At 33.2% G+C, this 22,585-nt stretch carries 22 protein-coding genes and 1 riboswitch; of the genes, 8 read left to right on the plus strand and 14 right to left on the minus strand.

All coding sequences use genetic code 11. The features are described from left to right. Positions 1-3: 3 nt before the first annotated feature. From BM289_RS21305 to BM289_RS21330, 6 genes are all read right to left on the minus strand, one after another. Positions 4-1,857, minus strand: coding sequence for a TonB-dependent receptor plug domain-containing protein (locus tag BM289_RS21305; protein WP_091497370.1), 1,854 nt, complete (start codon positions 1,855-1,857; stop codon positions 4-6). A 29-nt stretch (positions 1,858-1,886) separates the two neighbouring features. After that, a riboswitch (cobalamin riboswitch) is annotated at positions 1,887-2,088 on the minus strand. A gap of 69 nt (positions 2,089-2,157) precedes the next feature. Next, complete coding sequence (gene cobC, locus BM289_RS21310) at positions 2,158-2,691, minus strand: alpha-ribazole phosphatase (protein WP_091497371.1); 534 nt, start codon at positions 2,689-2,691, stop codon at positions 2,158-2,160. Further along, positions 2,676-3,473 carry an adenosylcobinamide-GDP ribazoletransferase gene (locus tag BM289_RS21315; RefSeq protein ID WP_091497533.1) on the minus strand — a complete coding sequence of 266 codons (798 nt, stop codon included), beginning with the start codon at positions 3,471-3,473 and terminating at the stop codon, positions 2,676-2,678. The genes cobC and BM289_RS21315 overlap by 16 nt, the downstream gene beginning before the upstream one ends. Before the next feature lie 140 nt (positions 3,474-3,613). Continuing rightward, positions 3,614-5,293: a nicotinate-nucleotide--dimethylbenzimidazole phosphoribosyltransferase gene (gene cobT / locus BM289_RS21320; protein ID WP_091497374.1), complete on the minus strand. Its 1,680-nt coding sequence runs from the start codon at positions 5,291-5,293 to the stop codon at positions 3,614-3,616. A gap of 125 nt (positions 5,294-5,418) precedes the next feature. Further along, positions 5,419-5,928, minus strand: coding sequence for a bifunctional adenosylcobinamide kinase/adenosylcobinamide-phosphate guanylyltransferase (cobU, locus tag BM289_RS21325; protein ID WP_091497376.1), 510 nt, complete (start codon positions 5,926-5,928; stop codon positions 5,419-5,421). A gap of 108 nt (positions 5,929-6,036) precedes the next feature. Next, positions 6,037-6,384 (minus strand): C1orf53 family protein, encoded by a 348-nt coding sequence (locus BM289_RS21330; RefSeq protein WP_317043583.1) that lies wholly within the window; start codon positions 6,382-6,384, stop codon positions 6,037-6,039. Positions 6,385-6,493: 109 nt separating this feature from the next. Between BM289_RS21330 and BM289_RS21335 the strand changes: the two genes are divergently transcribed. From BM289_RS21335 to BM289_RS21350, 4 genes are all read left to right on the plus strand, one after another. Then, positions 6,494-7,636, plus strand: a complete 1,143-nt coding sequence (locus BM289_RS21335; protein WP_091497379.1) for an ABC transporter substrate-binding protein — start codon at positions 6,494-6,496, stop codon at positions 7,634-7,636. Between the two features lies 1 nt (position 7,637). Further along, the gene (locus tag BM289_RS21340) at positions 7,638-8,666 is read left to right on the plus strand and encodes a FecCD family ABC transporter permease (RefSeq protein ID WP_091497381.1); all 1,029 of its coding nucleotides are present in this window, start codon (positions 7,638-7,640) and stop codon (positions 8,664-8,666) included. Positions 8,667-8,814: 148 nt separating this feature from the next. Further along, positions 8,815-9,228, plus strand: a complete 414-nt coding sequence (locus tag BM289_RS21345) for a GxxExxY protein (RefSeq protein ID WP_208610272.1) — start codon at positions 8,815-8,817, stop codon at positions 9,226-9,228. Between the two features lie 100 nt (positions 9,229-9,328). Next, complete coding sequence (locus tag BM289_RS21350) at positions 9,329-10,105, plus strand: ABC transporter ATP-binding protein (RefSeq protein WP_167365479.1); 777 nt, start codon at positions 9,329-9,331, stop codon at positions 10,103-10,105. A 108-nt stretch (positions 10,106-10,213) separates the two neighbouring features. Here BM289_RS21350 and BM289_RS21355 read toward each other — a convergent pair whose 3' ends face one another. The 3 genes from BM289_RS21355 to BM289_RS21365 form a co-directional block, all read right to left on the minus strand. After that, positions 10,214-10,669: a tRNA (cytidine(34)-2'-O)-methyltransferase gene (locus BM289_RS21355; RefSeq protein ID WP_091497387.1), complete on the minus strand. Its 456-nt coding sequence runs from the start codon at positions 10,667-10,669 to the stop codon at positions 10,214-10,216. Between the two features lie 71 nt (positions 10,670-10,740). After that, a complete protein-coding gene (locus tag BM289_RS21360) occupies positions 10,741-11,313 on the minus strand; it encodes a pseudouridine synthase (protein WP_091497390.1) in 573 nt (190 codons plus the stop codon). A gap of 49 nt (positions 11,314-11,362) precedes the next feature. After that, the gene (locus tag BM289_RS21365) at positions 11,363-11,578 is read right to left on the minus strand and encodes a hypothetical protein (protein WP_091497393.1); all 216 of its coding nucleotides are present in this window, start codon (positions 11,576-11,578) and stop codon (positions 11,363-11,365) included. 148 nt (positions 11,579-11,726) lie between these two features. Here BM289_RS21365 and BM289_RS21370 point away from each other — a divergent pair, with 148 nt between their 5' ends. The 3 genes from BM289_RS21370 to BM289_RS21380 all read left to right on the plus strand — a co-directional run bounded on the left by BM289_RS21370 (position 11,727) and on the right by BM289_RS21380 (position 16,761). Next, positions 11,727-12,101, plus strand: coding sequence for a hypothetical protein (locus tag BM289_RS21370; protein ID WP_091497395.1), 375 nt, complete (start codon positions 11,727-11,729; stop codon positions 12,099-12,101). 156 nt (positions 12,102-12,257) lie between these two features. After that, positions 12,258-13,010: an SDR family NAD(P)-dependent oxidoreductase gene (locus BM289_RS21375; protein WP_091497398.1), complete on the plus strand. Its 753-nt coding sequence runs from the start codon at positions 12,258-12,260 to the stop codon at positions 13,008-13,010. Positions 13,011-13,317: 307 nt separating this feature from the next. Then, positions 13,318-16,761 carry a T9SS-dependent choice-of-anchor J family protein gene (locus BM289_RS21380; RefSeq protein ID WP_091497400.1) on the plus strand — a complete coding sequence of 1,148 codons (3,444 nt, stop codon included), beginning with the start codon at positions 13,318-13,320 and terminating at the stop codon, positions 16,759-16,761. A 57-nt stretch (positions 16,762-16,818) separates the two neighbouring features. On the opposite strand, the gene BM289_RS21385 is transcribed toward BM289_RS21380, so the two are convergent. Genes BM289_RS21385 through BM289_RS21405 form a run of 5 tightly spaced genes read right to left on the minus strand, consistent with a single transcriptional unit; the run spans position 16,819 to position 20,907 of the window. Further along, positions 16,819-17,337 carry a MepB family protein gene (locus BM289_RS21385; RefSeq protein WP_091497403.1) on the minus strand — a complete coding sequence of 173 codons (519 nt, stop codon included), beginning with the start codon at positions 17,335-17,337 and terminating at the stop codon, positions 16,819-16,821. 45 nt (positions 17,338-17,382) lie between these two features. Further along, positions 17,383-19,038 carry a hypothetical protein gene (locus BM289_RS21390; RefSeq protein WP_091497406.1) on the minus strand — a complete coding sequence of 552 codons (1,656 nt, stop codon included), beginning with the start codon at positions 19,036-19,038 and terminating at the stop codon, positions 17,383-17,385. Beyond that, a complete protein-coding gene (locus tag BM289_RS21395) occupies positions 19,035-19,586 on the minus strand; it encodes an RNA polymerase sigma factor (RefSeq protein ID WP_091497409.1) in 552 nt (183 codons plus the stop codon). Before BM289_RS21395 ends, BM289_RS21390 begins: the two co-directional genes overlap by 4 nt. Positions 19,587-19,637: 51 nt before the next feature. Further along, positions 19,638-20,021, minus strand: coding sequence for a hypothetical protein (locus BM289_RS21400; RefSeq protein WP_091497412.1), 384 nt, complete (start codon positions 20,019-20,021; stop codon positions 19,638-19,640). Positions 20,022-20,028: 7 nt separating this feature from the next. Further along, a complete protein-coding gene (locus tag BM289_RS21405) occupies positions 20,029-20,907 on the minus strand; it encodes a protease complex subunit PrcB family protein (protein ID WP_091497415.1) in 879 nt (292 codons plus the stop codon). 194 nt (positions 20,908-21,101) lie between these two features. Between BM289_RS21405 and rmuC the strand changes: the two genes are divergently transcribed. Further along, entirely contained in the window at positions 21,102-22,475 is a 1,374-nt protein-coding gene (gene rmuC, locus BM289_RS21410; RefSeq protein ID WP_091497417.1) for a DNA recombination protein RmuC, read from the plus strand. Positions 22,476-22,585 lie beyond the last annotated feature (110 nt).

Consider the following 22,585-nt stretch of genomic DNA (forward strand, 5'->3'; position numbering starts at 1 on the left):
ATATTAAAATTTTAAGGTTATATACATATTAAAATTGCGCCCAGGCATTGGTCTGTTTTCTAAGCTTTCATAATTTTTATTAAAGACATTTAAAACCTGAAAACCTAGTTTGGAAGAATCTAAAAATTTAAAATCATAATCGATTCCAATGTTTGAAATTGTGTAGTCGTTTACAATATCATCAGCATTATTATCTGCAGTTGTATACACAAAACCATTGTATAGAACCTGATAATAAGCGTTTATTTTATTTCGTGAATAAGAAACAGCTCCCGTAGCTTTATGAAATGGAACAAAGAAAATCTGTTTTTTAGTCTTATCGTCCTCAGAGATAGTATAAGCATATGTGGCAGTTAGGGCAAAATTATTCTTGCCGTAACTTTTTTTCCAGTTGAGTAAAGTTTCTGTTCCGTAACTATTTACTTTATCCTGATTTTGAGGAGACCAAAGACCGCCTGGTCCTGGAACCCACTGTAACATGTCTTTTATTTTGATATAATAAAAATGCTGCGTCCAAGTAATATTTTTGAATGTGAATACATTTCCAATTTCTGCCTGATAAGAACTTTCTGGTTTTAAGTCAGGATTTCCACCTGTTTCCCAGTACAAATCATTATAAGTAGGAATTCTGAAGTTCCTAGAAATATTTAATTTTAAGTTGTATAAATCACTGAATTTATATGAAGATCCAAAATTGAACAAAAGTGGCGATTTGTAATTGTCTGTAAATTCTTTTCTAATTCCAAGTTCATTTTTCCAATTTGAACCAAGGTCTTGTTTAACTAATAAAGAGGCAGAACTTATTTCGCGTACATGGCTTCCAAAGCCACTTCCATAACCATTTGTTCTGCTGTAATCTACAATTCCGTTAATTTGAGTAGATTTAAATAAAGTATAATCTAAATCTAATTTTGTAATCAGGTTCTCGGTTTTTCCGTAGGTATAATTTTTAGAGTTAATGTTTGAGAAATACTGATAGTTCTCAAAAATATAAGCCGTTTTAAAATTGGTTTTTAGTTTCCCGAAATTACCATCATATTCTAATAAATTTCGATTAAAACCATTAATGTATTTGCTTTTTGTATCTGTCTCTGTAATTAGAGAAGTATTTCTATCGGTATTGGAGGTTTGGCTATAAAGCTTTACAATATGGTTGTCGTTTATTTTATATCCCACATTCGCATTTAAAGTAATAATGTCGTACTTTCCATTTTGATTCCAGCGCTGTTCGCCTCTCCAAGTGTATCGATCTAAATATTTATAATCGTTTGTGGAGCTGTTTTTAGAAAAACCAATTTGTGTACTCCATTTTTTATTTGAAATAGAAGTTTTGTAATTAATTCCAATAGTATTAAAACTCCCGTAATCCAGCTTTAAATTATTTTCAAAACTATTAATAAATAACAGATCGTTATTTAGGTGAACGGTTCCGCCAATTGCCCCGCTTCCATAAATAACACTTCCTCCACCTGCTTTTATACTAACAGAATTATAATCAGAGCCTGAAATAGTATTGAAGTCAGTGCTTCCGTTCATTTGTGAATTAATATTAATTCCGTTCCAGATTACAGCAGTTTGTGAAGAAGTTGTTCCTCTAAATGATACAGTAGAAAGCATGCCACGACCGTATTCTTTAAAATATAAAGTAGAATTAAAGTTTAATAAATCAGTTAGTAAAGCTTCATTTTTATTAATAATAGAATCAGTAAGCTTTAAAACAGATTGTGTAGAAGAATATTTTTTTAAGTTTTTGTCCGAAACGTAGACTTCTTTGAGACTGGTAATAGAATCTTTTTGCGCCGAAATAAGCTGGCACAACAATAGAAAACAAAAAGCAACCTTTAATTTTATAGTCATAATTTCTTCACTCTTTTTCCCGAGAGTTCGATAATTTGGTTATAAAGGCAGGTCTCCTGGCTTGCGTCTTGTTGTTTTCCTTCCCATCACGCAGGGCGTGACAGTGGTTTTGCAGTTTACAACAAGCGTTCGTTTAAGAACTTAGCTTACAGTTGCGGGTACAGCTCAAGATTTTACTTGATTCCCTTTTAATGTGTTTATCAAAACACAACCTTAATTTGCTGCAAAGATAAAGTTAAAAATACAGATTATTCAAATTTGTTTCACTATTTAGCCCTAAAAGTGAAACAAATGAGGGATTTATAATTCAATTCTTATAACTTGTCCAAAATCTACTTTATTCTGAAATGCTTCCTTTAAAGGTAATGAAGTTTGATGACATAATATGCTTCTGATGATTCCGGCATGAGCCACAAGGATAATTGGATGTTCCGTTTTTGAGATTTTATCAGATAAAAAATCACCAACTCTTTTGTGTAATTCCGTGAAAGATTCGCCATTTGTAGCTTTAATATTGACAAAATCTTCCATCCACGGATTGAGTTCTTCTGGCGGAATTTCATTCCAGTTTTTTAGCTCCCAGTCGCCAAAATTCATTTCCATCAAACGTTTGTCTTCCTGATAAGAAATTACCTTTATATTTTCTTGAATATGTTTAGCTAAAATCACGCAGCGTTTTAATGGACTAGAAAAAATCAAGGCTTCTGAAGGCAATTCGGAAACAATTTTGCTGAAAATTTCATCAAAAGGTTCCAAAATATTAACATCCGATTGTCCGTAGCAGATTCCCTTTTCGCAAATCGTTTCAGTATGACGGACTAGATAAATTTCCATAAAAATAAAATACTTAGGTAAAATATAACTTCACAAACCTGTTGTGTGGCACCAAGACAATCTCCAGTATAACCATCAATCCATTTTTGGAAATATCTTGCTAAAAAATATCTTGTTATGAAAACTGGAATAACTGCAAATAGAACTTTAGGATCAAAATAAGAAAATACAAGTAAAGGAACCAATCCAAAAAAGAAAGATCCAAAAATTTCTTTCCATGTGAATTGTTTCGCAATAGGTTTGCTTTTGCTCGAAGCATCTTCGCGAGAATATTCATGAGTAAAAATGATACTGATTGCTGCTAAACGACTTAAAGAGTGCACAGAAATAAACAAGAGCCAAATTTTGAATATTGCCATCGAATCATAAACTTGAAACAACAAAATAGATTCTGAAAGCAGTTTGAATTTTAATAGAAAAAGTAAAACCAATCCAATTGCACCATACGCGCCAATTGCACTGTCTTTCATAATCATTAGGATTTTTTCCTTAGTCCAGCCTCCGCCAAAACCGTCGCACACATCTGCAAAACCATCTTCATGAAAAGCTCCTGTTGTAAGAACTGAAATGACAATTGAAAAAATAACGGCCGTTTCTGTAGAAAGAAACAGAGCAAATACAGAATAAATGATAAAAGAAATGCTTCCCACAATCCATCCAATAAAAGGAAAATATCTTGTGGCTTTATTTAAATAATCAGGATGGTGTGTAATGTTTTTTGGACATGGGATTCGGGTGTAAAACATTAAACAGGTGAAGAAGATGTGTAGTTCTTTTTTCATTAATAAATTAAATTTTAGTTTGTTTTTGTCATTTCGACTGAAAGGAGAAATCACACACGGGATTCGACAAAGATTGGAGATAAACTTTGTGGAGTTTCTAGTGCGATTTCTCCTTTCAGTCGAAATGACAAACATGGAGTTTATTTCCTACTTATTCCCGCGCTCTCAAAACTAGCCATTTCATTCAAAAAAGCTTCAGCCGACTTTAAAATCGGAAAAGTAACGGCACAACCAGTTCCTTCGCCTAAGCGTAAATCAAGATTTAGAATAGGTTTAGCTTCAAGGTATTCAAGCAGTTTTATATGTGCTTTTTCAGCAGAGCAGTGACAGAAAACAGCATTGTTTTTAATATTCGGATTAATTTTAGAAGCAATTAAAAAAACAACCGTACAAATGAAACCATCAACCAAAATCAGCATTTTATTTTTGAAAGCAGAAAGCATTCCACCTGCCATCTGAAGAATTTCAAAACCGCCAAAATAAGAAAGCTGTGATAGTAAATCGGCTTGACCGGAATAATTATCAATAGCTTTTTTGAGGATATTTTGCTTTTGAATTAATTTTTCGTCTGAAACTCCAGTTCCTTTTCCCACGCATTCTTCAAGAGGGAAATCAGTTAAAAGACTCATTAAAACAGAAGCCGTTGAAGTATTGCCAATTCCCATTTCACCAAAACCAATACAATTTGAACCTGATTTTGAAATAGTTTCGACTATAGATTTTCCTTTTTCAAAACACAATTGCACTTCAGTTTCGCTCATAGCTGGAACATGCAGAAACGATTGAGTTCCTTTAGCAATTTTACAATCTATTAATTTTGTATTTGTTGGGAAATCATAATTTACTCCAGCATCAACAATTGATAATTTGATATCATTTTGTTTGCAAAAAACATTTATTGCCGCTCCGCCGTCCAGAAAATTGTTGACCATTTGGCGTGTCACATCCTGCGGATAATCGCTTACGCCATGATTGGCAATTCCGTGATCAGCGGCAAAAACAACAATATTTGGATTTGCGATTTTTGGATTTAAAGTTTCAAAAACATTCGCCATTTGAAAAGCTAGTGTTTCTAAAGTTCCCAACGAACCAACAGGTTTTGTTTTAGAATCTATTTTTTCTTGTAAAACCTTGTGGAAATCAATTTTGTTGTCGTTTTCAGTTTTTACGTTTGGCTCAAAATCAGGAATGTTTATTTTATGAATTTCCGAAATCTCTTTGCAGATTGGGGCTTCCGATTTTTGTTTCCAATGCAATTGCTGTAACATTGGCTGGTTGTTATAATTCGTTGCTGGTTTTCCGATACAGAAATAACCAAGCGGCTCAATGTTTTCTGGTAAATCGAGGATTTTTTTAAATTGATAATAATTTAGAATCGAAACCCAGCCCATGCCGTAACCTTGTTCTGTCAGCGAAAGCCAGATGTTCTGCGCTGCACAAACGGAACTGAATTTTACGGCTTCGTTACTGCCAATAGTCCCAATGGTAAATTGATTCAAAACCGAACGATCGTAAGCAATTATGAGTCCAATAGGTGCTTCTTCAATAGCTTCCAGTTTTAGTGAATTATACAATTCTTTTTGCTCTTCGTTATCGGTAAGTTCAGCTGCTTTTTTGTTGTAATCTAAAAACAGCTTTTTAATCGAGGTTTTAACTTCATTAGATTTGATGAGAAAATATCTAGTCGCATCAGTAAGTCCAACAGATGGCGCCCAATGTCCCGCCTGTAAAGCTTTCTGAATTACTTCATCAGGAACTTCGTCGGTGGTGAAATGTCGGGTGTCACGGCGTGATTTTAGTATGTCGTCTAGATTACTCATTATAAAAATCCAATTTTTTTAAGTTCCAAATTCCAAATCTGCAGATGGAAAGATTCTAGTAAAGATAAAGTATAGTGTTGGAATTTGGAATTTTAATTTTGGAATTTCCTTTTGAGGATTGGAATTTAACCTTTAATCTTGACCGGAATTCCGGAAACCATCAAAACAACTTCATCTGCATTTGATGCTAAAAATTGATTCATCCAGCCTTGCAGTTCTACAAATTTTCTTCCGATGTGAGTTTCGGCGTGAACTCCCATTCCGATTTCGTTTGTTACAATAATGATATTGGTGTTTTTTTGATTGGCAATGGCAAGAAATTCTTTTTTTGCCTCTTCTAAACTTAGCTGAACATCATTTTTAGTGTCCACAAAAAAATTAGTAAGCCAAAGTGTAACGCAGTCAATTAAAGCTGTTTTTCCGGAGAAATCAATTTTGCTTAAAAACTTTTCTTCCTCAATATTAATCCAGCGTTCGTCTCTTTCCTGTTGATGTCTGTCAATTCGGTTTTGAAAATCAGAATCCCATTTTCTGGCTGTCGCGACATATATTGGATTATCTGAAAGTGTTAAAGCCAAGTTTTGTGCATAACTGCTTTTTCCAGAGCGTTCACCGCCGGTTATTAGGTAAATCATTTTTTTTTGAAAGGTTATAAGTTGTGAGTTAAGAGTTATGTGAGTTTATAATACAAAGTAACAAAGAGTTTTTCAACTTTTAACTCATAACTTTTAACTCATAACTTTTTAATAAGGGCAATGTCGGCAGTTATTTCCACAGCAGGTTCCTCTTTTTAAATGGTACCAGGTTTTAAAAACCATATTTCCATTTTCGATATAATAATCAATGCCTTCAATTAAAGTGTTTGTTTTGGGTAAAGAAGTCGCTTTGTTTTTAGGAGCGTTTGACGGATTTATGGTTTCTACATAGGCATCAATTTTGTCTTCGCAGGCTTCTTTAAAACAGGTCGGACAAAGGCAATCCCCTCCTTCAGAAAGAGAAAAAATGGGCGGGTAGTCGTTGCACCAGCATTTTTTTTCTACAGATATATCTCCACAGCTGAACTGAGATTCACAGCTAGAGCAAATTTTCATTTTTGTGGTATTCATGTTGTAAAGATACAATTGTTTAAATTTGTAAGAATAAAGGTAAACAAAAAAAATAGAAAATACTTTACCTTTGTCACCATCCAAAACATAAAATATGAGACATTTAGTACCGAAAATGATTTTTATAGCTTCTTTTTTTATCCTGACAGGATGTAAGAAGAATGAAAATCTAGAAACTGTAAAAACTGAAACTGCAAAAAACAGTATTGAATACGCGAGCGGACTTTCGATCGTGAAATATGATGATTATTCAGTTGTAACTGTCTCAAATCCATGGCCAAATGCCAATAAAGATTTCAAATACATTCTAAAAGAAAAAGACGGAAAAGTACCGGATAGTCTTCAAGGTTATACTACAATTCAGGTTCCGTTAGCCTCTGTTGTGGTTACTTCGACAACTAATATTCCGTTTTTAGAAATGTTGGAAGTAGAAAATAAATTGGTTGGTTTTCCTCACACCGATTATATTTCTTCAGAAAAAACGAGAGCCTTAATTGATAAAGGTTCTGTGAAAAACGTTGGACAAAATGAAAAACTAAATATCGAACAATTAATAGAATTATCTCCGGATTTGATTGTCACTTTTGGAGTGGATAACAACAATCCAATGTTGGATAATCTGAAAAAAAGCGGATTAAATGTTTTAATCCAAGGCGACTGGATGGAACAATCTCCTCTTGGAAAAGCAGAATGGATTAAACTTTACGGTGCTTTATTTGGTAAAGAAGAACAGGCAAAAGAACTTTTTGATAAAATTGTCCAAAGCTATAATCAGGCAAAAAAAATGGTGGTTGATAAACCTGCAACTTCAAAAGTTTTATATGGCTCGATGTACGAAGATGTTTGGTATGTGGCCAAAGGAAACAGCTGGGTTGCGGAGTTTATGAAAGATGCAAAAGCCAATTATTTATGGTCAGATTTAAAAGGAAGTGGAAGTGAAGGTTTGTCTTTTGAAAAGGTTTTAGACAAAGCCAAAGATGCAAATGTCTGGATTGCTTCAGGTTCCTTCAAAAGTTTAGAAGAATTACAGAAGGCAAATCCGCATTATGGAGAGTTTGATGCTTTTAAAAATAAAACGGTTTATAATTTTGAAGGTAAATTGGGAGCAACTGGTGGTACAGTTTATTACGAATTGGCTCCAAGCCGTCCTGATTTAGTTTTAAAGGATTATATTAAAATTTTTCACCCTGATTTATTATCGGGTTACGAGTTTACTTTCGCATCAAAACTGAACTAAATTGGCGAATAAAAAACGAAATACCATTTTATTTGTCATTTTGGCGTTGGGGCTTTTGCTGATGTTTTTCGCAAGCATTAGTTTAGGTTCTGTTATGATTCCTGTAAAAGATGTTTTTACTAGTTTGACTGGAGGGCATGCGACAAAATCGACCTGGGAATATATTATTATAAATTATCGCCTGCCAAAAGCCATTACGGCAGTTTTGGTTGGAACGGGTCTTTCAATCAGCGGACTTTTGATGCAGACTTTATTTAGAAATCCGCTTGCCGGACCTTATGTTTTAGGATTGAGTTCGGGAGCAAGTTTAGGAGTTGCTTTTGTGATTTTAGGAGCAGGATTTTTGCCTTCTTTTTTAAGTGTGATAGCCTTGTCTTCTTACGGAATTGTTTTAGCCTCTACAGCCGGAAGTACATTAGTTTTACTTTTGGTTTTAGTAGTTTCACAAAGATTGCGTGACACGATGGCCATTCTGATTGTGGGATTAATGTTTGGAAGTTTCACCACAGCGATTGTAAGCGTTCTGACTTATTTCAGCACAGCTGAACAGCTTCAGAAATTCACTTTCTGGTCAATGGGAAGTCTAGGGAATCTTTCATGGCCAACGATTGGCATTTTGACAACTTGTGTCACAATCGGTTTGCTTTTAAGTGCCAAAAGTATAAAGCCTTTAAATGCTTTGCTTCTTGGAGAAAATTATGCAAAAAGCATGGGTTTAAACTTTAAGCAGGCTAGATTGGTAATCATATTTGCAACGAGTATATTATCTGGAGCGATTACGGCATTTGCAGGCCCGATAGCTTTTATTGGATTAGCGGTTCCTCATATTGCCAAACTGACTTTTCAAACCAGTAATCACACAGTATTATTTTGGAGTACTTTATTTTTTGGTTCGATTATAATGTTGTTTTGCGATATTGTTTCGCAAATGCCAGGATTTGAGGTTACGCTTCCAATAAATGCGATAACGTCTATTATTGGTGCTCCGGTTGTAATTTGGCTTTTAGTAAGGAAAAGGAATTTTCAGTAAAAGATTACAAAATTTTAGTATCTTAGTTTTTTAAACACATAGAAACATAGATTTCTATTTTTTTTTTGAAAGTTGATTTGAAAATTTACTAGTAAATTAAAACATAGACTTTGCGAAAATGGAACATGTTCTTTTAAAAATTAAGATAATGATTACTCAGAAATATTTAGATGAATTGACTTTCAATGTTATAGGAGCATGCATACAAGTACATAAAGCTATTGGAAGAGGATTACTCGAAAGTGTTTATCATGAATGTTTAAAAGAAGAATTGAGTTACAGGAAAATAAATTTTGTCACAGAAATGAATGTGCCCTTGATTTATAGGGATAAAGAATTAAATGCTAATTTAAAATGTGATTTGTTTATCGAAAATTGCTTAGTCGTAGAATTGAAAGCAACATTAGAACTAAATCCTATTTGTGAAGCACAGTTAATGACTTATATGAAACTCTTAAAAGCGCCAAAAGGTATTTTGATTAATTTTAATTGTTTTAATATTTTCAAAGAAGGTCAAAAAACATTCGTAAATGAATATTACAAATTACTCCCAAAGATTTAAGCTCAAAAGCTATGTGTTAATTTACTAGTAAATTTTCAAATCAACTCTCAGAAAAAGGAAAAAAACTATGTTTCTATGTGTTTAAAAAATAACCACAATGATTAGAAGTATCTTAAATACATCAAATTTAAATATCGGATATAAATCCAAGAAAGGTGTGACGACCATTGCCAAAGATCTGAACTTAAATCTGGATTCAGGAAAACTGATTACTTTAATAGGAGCAAACGGAATTGGAAAATCGACTTTACTTCGGACTATAACAGGAATTCAAAAACCTTTATCAGGAAATGTTTATTTGAATGAAAAAGAGATTTCACATTATAAACCTTTGGAACTGGCGCAAAATTTAAGTTTAGTTTTAACAGAAAAACTGCCTCCAAGTAGTCTTTCGGTTTTCGAATTAGTTGCGTTGGGTCGTCAGCCTTATACTAATTGGGTTGATAAATTGTCTAATGAAGATGTTGTAAAAGTTCAGGAAGCAATGCAATTAACCCAAATAGAACACTTAGCTTCAAAAAAACATTTTCAAATTAGTGACGGACAATTACAGAAAGTCTTAATTGCAAGAGCTTTGGCACAAGATACGCCACTGATTATTTTAGATGAACCTACAACGCATTTGGATTTATTGCATAAAGTTTCTTTGTTTAAATTATTGAAGAAATTAACACACGAAACTCAAAAGTGTATTTTGTTCTCAACACACGATATTGATTTGGCAATTCAGTTAAGTGACGAAATGATTATTATGACACCGGAAAGTATTGTACAGGATCAGCCATGTAATTTAATTTCGAATGGCAGTTTTAATAATTTGTTCAAAGATGAACATATTATTTTTGATGCAGAAAAGGGGAAGTTTATTGTCAATTGATTTCGACGCTTCCTGCAAGGTTTTCCAAACCTTGTAGGCTTAAATTTTAGATTTGGATTAAAAATAATATACCTACAAGGTTTGGAAAACCTTGCAGGAGCTCAGTAACTATTTCTTCAATCCAATTTGTCTTTTCGCCTCACCAACCACAAAAGCCACAGAATTCGCAATATTAAAAGAACGAATCAGCGGTGACATCGGAATTGTCAAATGATTTTTGAATCTCGCCATAAATTCTTTGCTTAGACCAACGCTTTCTTTTCCGAAAACCAACCAGTCGCCATCCTGAAATTCATTTTCCAAATATGATTTTTCAGAATGCGAACTCATTAAAAATACACGAGACTGATCCGGAATCTGTGCAATCCATTCTTCAACGTTTTGATATTCTGTAACATCAAGATGTACCCAATAATCCAATCCGGAACGTTTTAAGTTTTTATCATTAATGACAAATCCGAAAGGATGAATTAAATGAAGTCGGCTTTCTGTACCCACACACAATCTTCCAATGTTTCCGGTATTATTTGGTATTTCAGGTTCTACGAGAACTACGTTTAGCATTTTCTTTTTAAAGTTATGAGTTAAGGGTTAAAAGTTATGAGTTTACAAAAAATATCAAATTGACACATTTTCTAATTATCTAATTGAAAATCGGAAACTTCAAGTACTTCTCCCGCTTTTAAGTTTTGCAAATATACATTTCCTATTCGTACACGAACCAAACGTAAGGTTGGAAAACCGACCGCAGCGGTCATTTTTCTAACTTGGCGAAATTTTCCTTCTCTAACTGTAATCGAAGCCCACGAAGTTGGACCATGACGTTCGTCTCGGATTTTTTTAGCTCTTACCCCAAAATCAGGAATTTCGTTTACGATGAAAGCTTTGCAGGGTTTGGTTTTGTATTTGCCTCCATCAAGACCAATTTCGACACCTTTTTGCAATTGTTCTATCGCTTCGGGCGTAATTAGTCCGTCAACCTGAACGTAATATTCTTTGTCGACTTTTTTACTTCGCACAAGTTCACTCATATTTCCATCGGTAGTCAGGAGGAGCAGGCCTTCGGAATCTTCGTCTAATCTTCCAATTGCCATTGTCCCTTCCGGAAAATCGTGTAACTCGCCCAAAAGCTTTTTCTTTCTTTTTAATTCATAAATAAATTGGCTCAAATAGCCGTAAGGTTTAAAAAGAATGAAGTGTCGGTGCATTTTTAATTTTTTGCAAAGATAGTTCTTTCATAAAATAAAAAACGAACATTTAGTATGGTAAGTCTGAATGGGATTTCATTTTTTTTAGCCATTGATAAACAAACCAAATCACAGTAATAATAAAAATGACAATTAAAATAGCATAATAATTGTCGAAAAAATCATGAAAATAACTTCCGATTAAAATATAGGCAGAAGCCATACAAAGTTTAATAAGAATAAATTCGGCATTAGACCAGCTCGTTTTGATTTTGAAGAAACTCATAAGTAAGGTTGTTAAGTTGTATCGAATAAAGGTAATAAATAAAAAAAAAGTAGATGGTAATTATGAAAGAAAATAATTACGAAATAATAATTTTTTCATAGTTGGAATTCGTAATATTAGTGATGTATAATGTAAACGAAATAAAGCCATGGAAACAAATAATTTAGGAACGAAAAAAATCAACGGTACTCAGAAAAATATTGATGAATCTAAAGGAAAAAATGTTTCTCACGACAAAGAACTGAAAGATTCTAAACTGAACAAAGAAGTAGTAACTGATGCTGATGGAAATAAAAAAATAGTAGATCGTGCACGAAACGAGAATGAAGATATCAAGACCAAACTTTCAAATACAACATCAGATAATCCAAATTCAAACCGAGGGGTTACTACAGATGAAGAAGCAAAAAAAACAGTAGAAAACAAAGACCGCAATTCTGATATAACTCCAAATCGATATCCGAATTCAAACCCTGAAAGTCATAAGGACAGAGGCAATATGAAATTGGATGAAAGCGAGTAATAATAATACGAAATTTTCAGTAAACAAAGGTCATTTTAATATCAAATAACATAACATTAGCGCTAAGCGTTAATGTTATTCTAAACTCTTGTCAAACCTTGAATATGCTTGGATATCTTCGTAAATTTAAGGTATGAATTTAAAAACATATATAAAATGGCACTTTTAGAAAATAAAGTAGCTTTTGTATCAGGTGGCGGTTCTGGAATTGGACGCGCAGTGGCAGAAGCCTACGCTCGAGAAGGAGCAAAAGTAGTAGTATCTGATATAAACGTTGAACACGGTGAAGAAACCGTAAAAATTATAAAAGAAAAGGGCGGAGAAGCTTTTTTCGTAAAAGGGGATTCGTCTAGTGCAAGTGACAACAAACGTATGGTTGAGGTTGTAGTTTCAAAATACGGCCGACTTGATATTGCCTGCAACAATGCCGGAATGGGAGGGCCTGCAAAACCAACCGGAGAATATGAGCCTGAAGCTTGGGATAAAGTAATTGCTTTGAATTTGAGCGGTGTTTTTTATGCTTGTCGATACCAATTGGAACAAATGGAAAAAAACGGGGGAGGAAGCATTGTTAATATTGCCTCTATTCACGGACAAGTGGCAGCACCAAACAGCGTAGCATATACGGCAAGTAAACATGGTGTTGTGGGTTTGACAAAAAACATTGCAGTAGAATATGCACAGAAAAACATTCGTTGTAATGCTGTTGGGCCTGGTTATATTGAAACGGCTCTTTTAAAAGACAATTTGAATAAAGACATGCTGAATGCTGTTGCAGCAAAAGCAGCAATGAATCGTTTAGGAACAGCCGAAGAAATTGCTGAATTGGTAGTTTTCTTAAATTCTGATAAATCATCATTTACAACAGGAAGTTATATTATTGCCGACGGAGGTTATACAGCGGTATAATATTTTATATAAATACATGACTAATGAAGAAGCAGTAAGCGAAAGTTTACTGCTTTTTTTTGTGTTGAAACTTCATGATTTGTAGGAAACATAGTGGTTGTAAAAAAAGGAGTTAAGATTGGATTGTTTTTGAATTATGTTTTGAATATTTTGTTTTTTGTTGTTTTTATTTTATTATCTTTAAGGTAATCTTGAAGTTTATTGTGTAATATTTATAAAACATCGACCGTTAAGTTTATGGTTTTATAATATTGGCTTAACTTTAAAGGAGATAAATTTGATTTCTAAAAACTCTATTATTTAACGTATGAAAAAACTTTACTTATCTTGCCTTTTTTGGGCTTCTATATGTTTTTTTTGCTGTATTTCTGAAAATCTTTTTGCCCAGACGATGCCAGCACCACAGACTTTACCCTATAGACAAGAGTTTAATGATTTGGCAGCAGATTATCCAGTTGGGATACAAGGCTGGAATGCAAGTACACCTTCAAGCTCAGCTATAACTACACCTTCATCTTTTACTACTACAGTTTTATCAGATAAAACCATGTCTGCTGGCGGTTCAGCTACTTCTGCATCGGGGAATATTTATAATTTTAATGAGAGAATTGGTTTTTTAAATGCTGGGAATTTTCTTGATCAATGTATAGCTCTGGCTTTAAAAACTACTGGTAATACTGACATAGAGGTGCAATATGATGTAATGGTAATTCGTAATCCATATGGTACTGGTACAAATACTCGTATTAATGAAATGGCGTTACAATATCGAGTGGGTGAAACAGGAAACTTTATAACATTGGATAGAACTTATTTTCAAAATAATACAACTACACGAACAAGTGAAAGCGCCACATTACAAAGTGAGCATATAACGGTAATGCTTCCTGCAGCATGTAACAATCAAGAAATAGTTCAGATAAGATGGATTACAAGACAAGTTTCAGGAGGAGGATCTCGTCCATCATTTGCAATTGATAATATTGATGTTAGAGAAAGTAATGATCAAAATCCGCCAGTTAATGTTTCTGGTTATCCAAAAACAGATAATATCTTGGCGCAAGGTTTTGATTTCATCAATAAAATAAATGAAATTGGAAAAACCTATTTTGTATTACTTCCAAATGGAAGTGCTGCACCAACGGCAGTACAAGTAAAAGCGGGTCAGGATTCAAACGGAGCTTCAGCTTTACAGTCAGGAGTTTTAGATATTACAAATGCATCTCAGGAATATGTAAAAACTTTTTCAAACTTAAGTTTAGGTACAACCTATTCTGTTTTTTCTGTTTCAGAAGATCAAGTTGGGAATATTCAAACAGTAGTAAATAAGGTTGATGCTACAACATTAAGTGTTATTCCTCCTGCTATATCTACAACAGTTGATGAATTAAATTTAGGTGGTTTTGAACCAAATTATGAATCTGTAATTAGAAGTTACCAAATAGGCGCTTCTAATCTTACTGGGAATGTTGTGGTAACTGCTCAATCTGATTTTTTAATTTCAAAAGATAAGGTTGCATTCTCCTCCTCTTTAACATTCATTCCTGCTGATTTTGCTTCTAATGCAACACCAGCAGTTTATGTAAAATATACTCCAGCTACAATTGGCAGTTTTACGGGCTCAATCACTCATGAAACTACTGGAGGTGCAACAAAAACAGTTACTGTAACAGCTTATGGAATAAATCCTTTTATACAAAACTTTGATGATCCAAATGTACTTTTAAAGAATATATGGACGCAATACAATGAGGCTGGACCAACCAACAAATGGTCTCATACTACTCAAGCAAGAAATATAAATTCAGGAACGGGTGCAGTTCTTATGAATGGTTTTTCTGATTCTGGAGCTAGTAAAGACTGGCTGATTTCACCAAAATTACGTTTAGATAGTTTTACACAAATTCCGTTATTATCTTTTTATTCTCGTCAATATTATGATGGTCCCTCTTTAAAATTAATGGTCTCTACAGATTATGATGGAGTAAGTGCGCCTAATACAGCAACGTGGACACAGATTGATGGACGTTTTCCAATAATTAAAGAAACCTATATAAAGTCTGAATACATAAATTTAACCGCTTATAAAACAAGCCCTATTTATTTAGCTTGGGTTTATGAAACAGCTTCTGGTGGAAGTGGCAATGCGGCAGAATGGTCTTTTGATGATTTTGCAATTACCAATGAAACGAAATATGTAGACTCAAATCCAATTTTAGATTTTGGAGATGTAAGCCAAAATACGTTTTCTGCGAGCCAATCTTTTGTTTTTACAGCAGCAGGTTATGATGATATTACGATTCAGGCTCCAGCTTCGTATCAACTATCATTAGATAATGTTTCATTTGCTTCAAACGTATTAGTTTCTTCTGCAGATGCCAAGGTAGGAAAAACAATTTACGCAAGATTTGCGCCAACAACAAAAGAACCAATAATTTCTGGTCTTTTAACTATTACTGGAACTTCGTTAAATAAACAAATAGGATCATTTACAGCTTCTTCTTGGCCTAAAGTAGATACTTTTGATGTAGTGACTTATAATGTATCATTTTTTGGGACAGATGTAGTGGGAAGTAATGGACAAGAATTTGGTCCACTAAATGATCCATTACAAATTGAGAATGTAGCCAAAGTAATGAATAAATTGAATGCAGATGTTTATGCTCTTCAAGAAGTTTCAGATGATCCTTCAATTGATGTTTTAATTCAAAAAATAAATGTGAACGGAAAAACTTTTGATAAAGTAATTTGTTCTTCATGGTCTTATTCATGGAGACTTCCTGATCCAAAGTTTCCGCCTCAGAAATTAGTTGTCCTTTATAATACGCAAACAACTTCTGTAAAAAGCACAAAAGTATTGTTTAAAGAAATTTATGATCAAGTTCTAGACAATACTTTAGTTTTGCCTAATTATCCTGGTACAGATACTCCTGAAGTGAATGATAACAGTTTTTTCTCATCTGGACGTTTGCCTTATGTAGTGGAATTAGAAACTAATATTGGAGGATTTAAAAAAGATATTACTTTGATCGATCTTCATGCGCGTGCCAATAGTGGTACAAGTATAAAAGAATATAACCAACGTAAATATGATGTTGAATATTTAAAAGATGCTTTAGATTCTCAATATGCAGACTCAAATTTAATTCTGTTAGGAGATCTAAATGATGATGTAAAAGCGTGGGTAGGAAATGTAAGTACACCTTCGTCATATGAAAAATATGTGGAGGATACTACAAATTATAATCCATTGACATTAGGCATTAGCCACTTAGGTGCCGTTACTTATTTAAATTTTACTCCACCTAGTTTCTTAGATCATATCATTGTTTCTAATGAATTGTCAGATCAATATATAACTAATTCGATTCAAGTTTATGATCCAAGAAATGACATTGCAAACTATACAAGCACAACTTCAGATCATGCACCTGTAATTGCCCGTTTCGAATTGAAACAAGATGTGCTTTCTACACCTGATTTTGGAAAAAACAAATATTATGTAAAAGCGTATCCAAATCCAGCAACTGATTTTGTAAGCTTTGATGTAAAAACGACACAAGGAAGAGACTTGAAAATTAGATTGTATGATTTTAACGGACGAGCAATTGGAACTCCGATAAGTGTTAAAAATGAATCAGAAATCAGTACAGCAGTAGTTTCTGTTCATAATCTAGCTTCGGGAGTTTATTTCTATACTGTTTCAGAAAATAATAAGGTTATTTTTAAAGATAAGATTATCAAGAAATAAATAATTTCAATGTAAAAGAAAGGCTTCCAGATTTTGGAAGCCTTTTTTATTAAAAATCTATGCGAAGATTTTTTTCAATTGATTGAAATCAATTTCATTTGAATTAGTAAGCATTATAAAATAATCTAATTGCCATTTTTGAGTTTTTTGAGCTTGTTTGCTCATAGTTTCATCCCATGGCGGATAAACTCTTGTTGCTCGTATTCCTTCTTTATTTGGAGTTGAAAAAATGCTTTTCTCTAAGAGTATATTTTTTGGAAATATAAAATGTCCCCAGTTTAAATCTTTTCGAACACTCACAATTACAAAATCAATTGGGTCCGAATCATCAAAAGGTTCAATTATTCCTGATTGATTTCGCTTCCATAAAGTAACAAACTGACCTGTTTTGGTTGGCGTAATTTTAGCTTCTCTGTAACAGATTTTACTGTTGTTGAATTGAAAACGATAAGCACTGTATTGGTCACTTTCGTCTTCTTTTTGAAGATTAGTCAGCTCCAAATGTGCTTTGTCAAAAACGGCTTCTTTTGCTAATTTTAAATCGGTTGGAATAGAAGGTGAAATAATAACATTCATAAAAAGCAAGCATTAATTTTTCTAGAAAATTACGCTAAACTAAATTTAGAATGAAACATTTAAACCAAAATTTAAACCCCATTGAAACTGGTTGAAAGACTGACTGTTTAACGGATTGATATAATAATTCATAGCCGGTTCTACAAATACATTAGTCTTTTTGTAAACACGATATTGAACGGTACTACTTAGAGTCGAGCCATAAACATAATCATTTGCACTTACATTTTGTCCAATAGAATGTCCGTCCAAAGCAACATTGTTCGAAATTAATTTCCCTACAAAACCTCCTGTATTTAAGTTAATGCTCGCTTTATTTCTGTTGAAAATAGAATAAGAAACTTCAAGTGGCATTTCGATATATCGTAAGTTCTGATCTAATTTTCCAGTTTGTATGCTGTTATCATTTTTCAAAGCTTCTTTTGTACTGTTAGACACAAAAAGATAATCTGCATTAGGGCTTACTACAGGTGAGGATGCCACATTTGACAAAGTTGCACCAGGAATAAAAAGTGCATTGCTTTTTGCACTTACATAAGAGACATTTGCAACACTTTGCCCCAATTCATTAATTTTTAGCCCAGAACCTACAGCCCATTTTTTATTGATGTTGTATTTTGTTCTAACACCATAAGAATTAGATTGTTTAGAATCTACTGTATTGCCAAGTGTTTTTTCGTTTTTAGTATTTTCAGAACTAGCCACACCAGCAAAAACAGCTACAGCCCATTTTTCTTTTTTGTCGATTAGTTTATCTTTTTTCTCTTTTTCTTCCTTTTTAGCTTCAGGAGTCAAAATGCCTTTCTCCAGATTTTGAAGTTCTGCCAGCTGCATCGAATCTACTTTGCTTAAAGCATTGTTGTTGAATTTAGTATTATTCTCTTTCGAATTGGTTTTGTATGCCAGTTCGGTAGAGGTATTTTCAGCAGGTGTTTTTGCTGAATTCTGTTTAAATACCGAATTGTTTGCGGTATTATTTTGTTTTGAAAAAGCGATATTGTTATTATTTTTTACACCAGATAAATCTTCAAAAATTGAATTGGAAAGCTGTTTTTTAGCATTAGCATTAAATTTGTTTTCTTTTCCAAAAACAATTCGTTCTTCTGAAATTCCTTTAGCATTAGTTTGTTTACTATTCCCCAAGATCGATTTTTTAGAAGAGGCAGATTTAGATTGATTCTCAGATGTATTGTAATTTTGAATCGCAAGCGATTGATTTGGCGTGTTTGCACTATTTGGCATCTGCATCTTAGATTCTGAACCAGTTTTGCTGGTTTTGTTTTTAGAATTACCAACTGCAACAGCCGTTTCTTGTTCTTGAATTTCTTTGGTATTAGAACTATTTAATTGTTTTTCAGATGGTGAAACATTTTTTAGAGCGTCTTTTGTTTCATTGGTATTTTCATTTTTTCCAGCATTATTGTTTTTAGAAGCATCTTTTGCTTTTTCTTCCAAAACTACACTGTTAGTATCAGATCCGTTTGTATTAAAGTTTTTATTTTCAAGTGAAGTAAAATGTAAAATTGAAGGCAGAAGTAACCCTAATAATAAGCATGCAGCAGCCGACCACCAAAGAATAGCTCTCTTCTTCTTTTTAGGTTTGTCTAATTTTTCCTCAATTTGTGCCCACAATTCTGGAGGCGGAACACTCGAAAAGTCTTCCATTGATGAAAAAATATCTTCTATTTTATGCTTCTTCATGCTGTCTTAAAATTTTTTATGCTCAAAATTCGCTTTTGTAAAATATGTTTGGCGCGATTCAAATTTGATTTTGATGTTCCTTCGGAGATTTTTAATAGTTCGGCAATTTCTTTGTGTTTCATTTTTTCAAAAACATACAAGTTAAAAACGGTCCTGTATTGATCTGGTAAATCCCGAATATATTCTAAAAGTTTTTCCTGTTCCATCGGAATCACCTCTAATTCCTCTTCTTCAATAAAATCGGTGTCGGGATCAAAAACATCTAAAAAGAAACTCTCCTTTTTCTTTTTGTTTAGTGTCTCTATCAGTTTATTGATGAAAATCCGTTTGAGCCATCCTTCAAAACTTCCTTCAAATTTATATTGGCTTATTTTCTGAAACACAATTACAAAAGCTTCCTGAAAAACATCTTTAGCATCATCTTCATTTTTCATATACTTCAAACATATACCATACAAAACAGGAGAGAACAACTGATAAATTTTCAGTTGTCCCTCTCTGTCATTTTTTATGCACAGTTTGATGTATTTTTCTAAATTGTCTTTCAAGAAATGGTTCAAATTTAATTTTGCAAAAATAGTTTTAAATAGCTTACAAAACTATCTTTTAAATATAGTTCTAGAACCATCTTGATTGTTACTCACAATCGTTAGGTTTTGATTATCAAGTTTTTCTATCACGTAAGTCTTGCCTTCAAAGGTTAATAAGTCGTGTTCTTCCTGATCAGTATAACCTATTCCTTTTTCTATCTGATAAGCGCTGTTTCTAATTTCTACGTTGTTTTTATAAGTAATAACTCTTCCATTAGGAGTAAAGATTACTTTTTTAGTAAAACCAATCGTTTTTGGTGTCGCTAAATAAGGATTGTTAGACCCTCCAACAGATTTTTCCCAAGTCCAAGTGTTTATAATGGAGCTTGAATCTGCTGTGTTAAAACTAGCAAAAAGAAAAAATACAGTAAAAGATATAAAAAAGTGTTTCATAATCGGATTATTTTAGACTTGTGATTTTATCTTGAATAACTTTCTTGAAAGTTTTTATTGCGGCACTTTGATCGTCGGTGTCGTTGTTATCAATGTAAATTTTAGTAACAGCAGCACCTTGGCGTAATTCAAAATAAACACCACCTTGATCTGCGGCGTCTGGAGTACCATACGTTTTAGTTTGTCCTTTTAAAGCTAGAATTTCATTAGGAACTTCTTTTAAAAGTAAAGTGTATTCTCCTCTTTTAATTGTCGGAGTGTATTTGTATTGACCAAATTCGTACTGTCCAGCAGCAACATTTAAGAATTTTAAAGTGTTGTAATCATTAATTTGATAGAATTTTTGACAATCTGCACCAGCACATTGACTATAAAAACTTCCAATGACAATATTGTCAGGATTTTCGTTTGTCTTATTAAATATAAAGCCTTTTGCTGTTTTTGGTACTAAAACAAAATCCATTGGGCTAGTTGGAGTTTGGCTTACCGTTTCACCAACAGCTGGAGACTTTTCATAATAATTAACGATAATCTGACAGTTGTTTTCTACAATCGAAGTAATTTTAATTGCATAACCAGTAGTTGTTTTGGTTCCTGCAAAAATTCCAACTAAATATTGTTTTGTAAAATCGATATTAGGATCACTTGCAACAGGACAGCTACTAGCCGTTTTTGTAAACAAGTCATTCATTTTTTCTGCAGTAGCCACAACAGTAACAGATGGTACTGATGGAGGGCTTTTTACTGTGTAGTTACATAAAAGGGGAAATCCAGTAAATTCTATATTGGTATTAGTACCGCAATCCATGTAAGAACTATCTCCATTGTTAAGTGAACAGGCACTAAATCCAAAAGCTACAAATAAGCTCAACATTAATTTTTTCATAATTTATTTTAATAGGTTTATATCTTGTAGATAGTGCTTTTAAAAAAAGGTTGCGTGAGGATGTAATTTTTTTTTTTTTTTTTTCTCAGTAAAATGTTGGTTTAGTTTGGATTGATTATGAATTCGTGAAATTTTTATTTTTAAAACTAAGCACTACGTATTATTGCGTACTTTTACGTAAAATAAACTTAGTTATGTCAGATTATCTACCATTTTTATTGGGTTTTGTTGTAGCGCTTTTTATTGGGTTATATTTAGGAAAAGTACTTTCCGGTTCAAAAACTCAATCAGAAAAAGGCATTTTTGAAGAAAGGCTGAATGCTTTGAATGCACAATTGCAGATGCAGAAAGACCAATTTGAAAATGAAAAAAATAATTTTCAGAAACAATTGCAGTTGCATGTTTCAGAAAAGGAAAGCATTCGAACAGAAAAAGATAGTCTCGCTATTCAGCTTTCTAAAAAAGAAGTTGACTTTGAAAATTTATGGGAACGCCATAAAGAACAAAAAAGCGAAATCAACGAACTTCAGGAAAAATTCACCAAAGAATTTGAAAACTTAGCCAATAAAATTCTCGAAGAAAAATCGGCGAAGTTTACAGAGCAAAATAGTGAGAATATGAAAAGTATTCTTTTGCCACTTCAGGATAAAATTCACATTTTCGAACAAAAAGTAGATCAGACGCACAAAGAAAGTATCGATTACCACGCCGCGCTCCGCCAGCAGATTTTGGGCTTAAGCGAAATGAACGCGCAAATGAGTAAAGAAACCTTAAACCTCACCAAAGCATTAAAAGGCGACAGTAAAATGCAGGGAAATTGGGGCGAATTGGTTTTGGAACGCGTTCTCGAAAAATCAGGTTTAGAAAAAGGAAGAGAATACGAAGTACAGCAGAGTTTTACGAATAGCGAAGGAAATCGGGTTCTTCCCGATGTTGTCATTAATCTTCCGGACGGAAAGAAAATGATTGTCGATTCGAAAGTATCACTTGCTGCCTATGAAAAATGGATTAACGAAGAGTCTGAACTTTTGAAAATTGAATTTTTAAAAGAACATGTTAATTCCATAAGAAGACATGTGGAACAGCTTGGAAGTAAAAACTACCACGATTTGTATCAAATGGAAAGTCCGGATTTTGTGTTGCTTTTCATTCCGATGGAACCTGCGTTTGCGATTGCTTTAAATGAAGATCCTGCTTTATACACAAAAGCTTTCGACCGAAATATTGTTATTGTAACTCCAAGTACTCTTTTGGCAACTTTAAGAACAATTGACAGCATGTGGACGAACCAGAAACAGCAGGAAAATGCTTTTGAAATTGCAAGACAGGCAGGAGCTTTATACGATAAATTTGAAGGTTTTGTTTCAGATTTAGTCCGAATCGGAAATAAAATTAAAGACACCAAAACAGAATACGAAAGCGCCATGAATAAATTGGTCGAAGGAAAAGGAAACCTGATTACAAGTGTCGAAAGACTCAAAAAAATGGGAGCGAAAGCCAAGAAATCTCTTCCGGAGAACATTATTTCAAGAGCTTTAAATTCAGATGAAAATGAATTATTAAATTAAACATTTAAACACATAGAAACATAGACTTACTTTGTCTTTAAAAGATTAAAGAAAGAAACTAGTTTCTAACACATAGTTTGCTATGTGAATTTATGCAAGTGAAACGCCTT

The organism is Flavobacterium phragmitis (genome assembly GCF_900112575.1).
Lineage (GTDB): Bacteria > Bacteroidota > Bacteroidia > Flavobacteriales > Flavobacteriaceae > Flavobacterium > Flavobacterium phragmitis.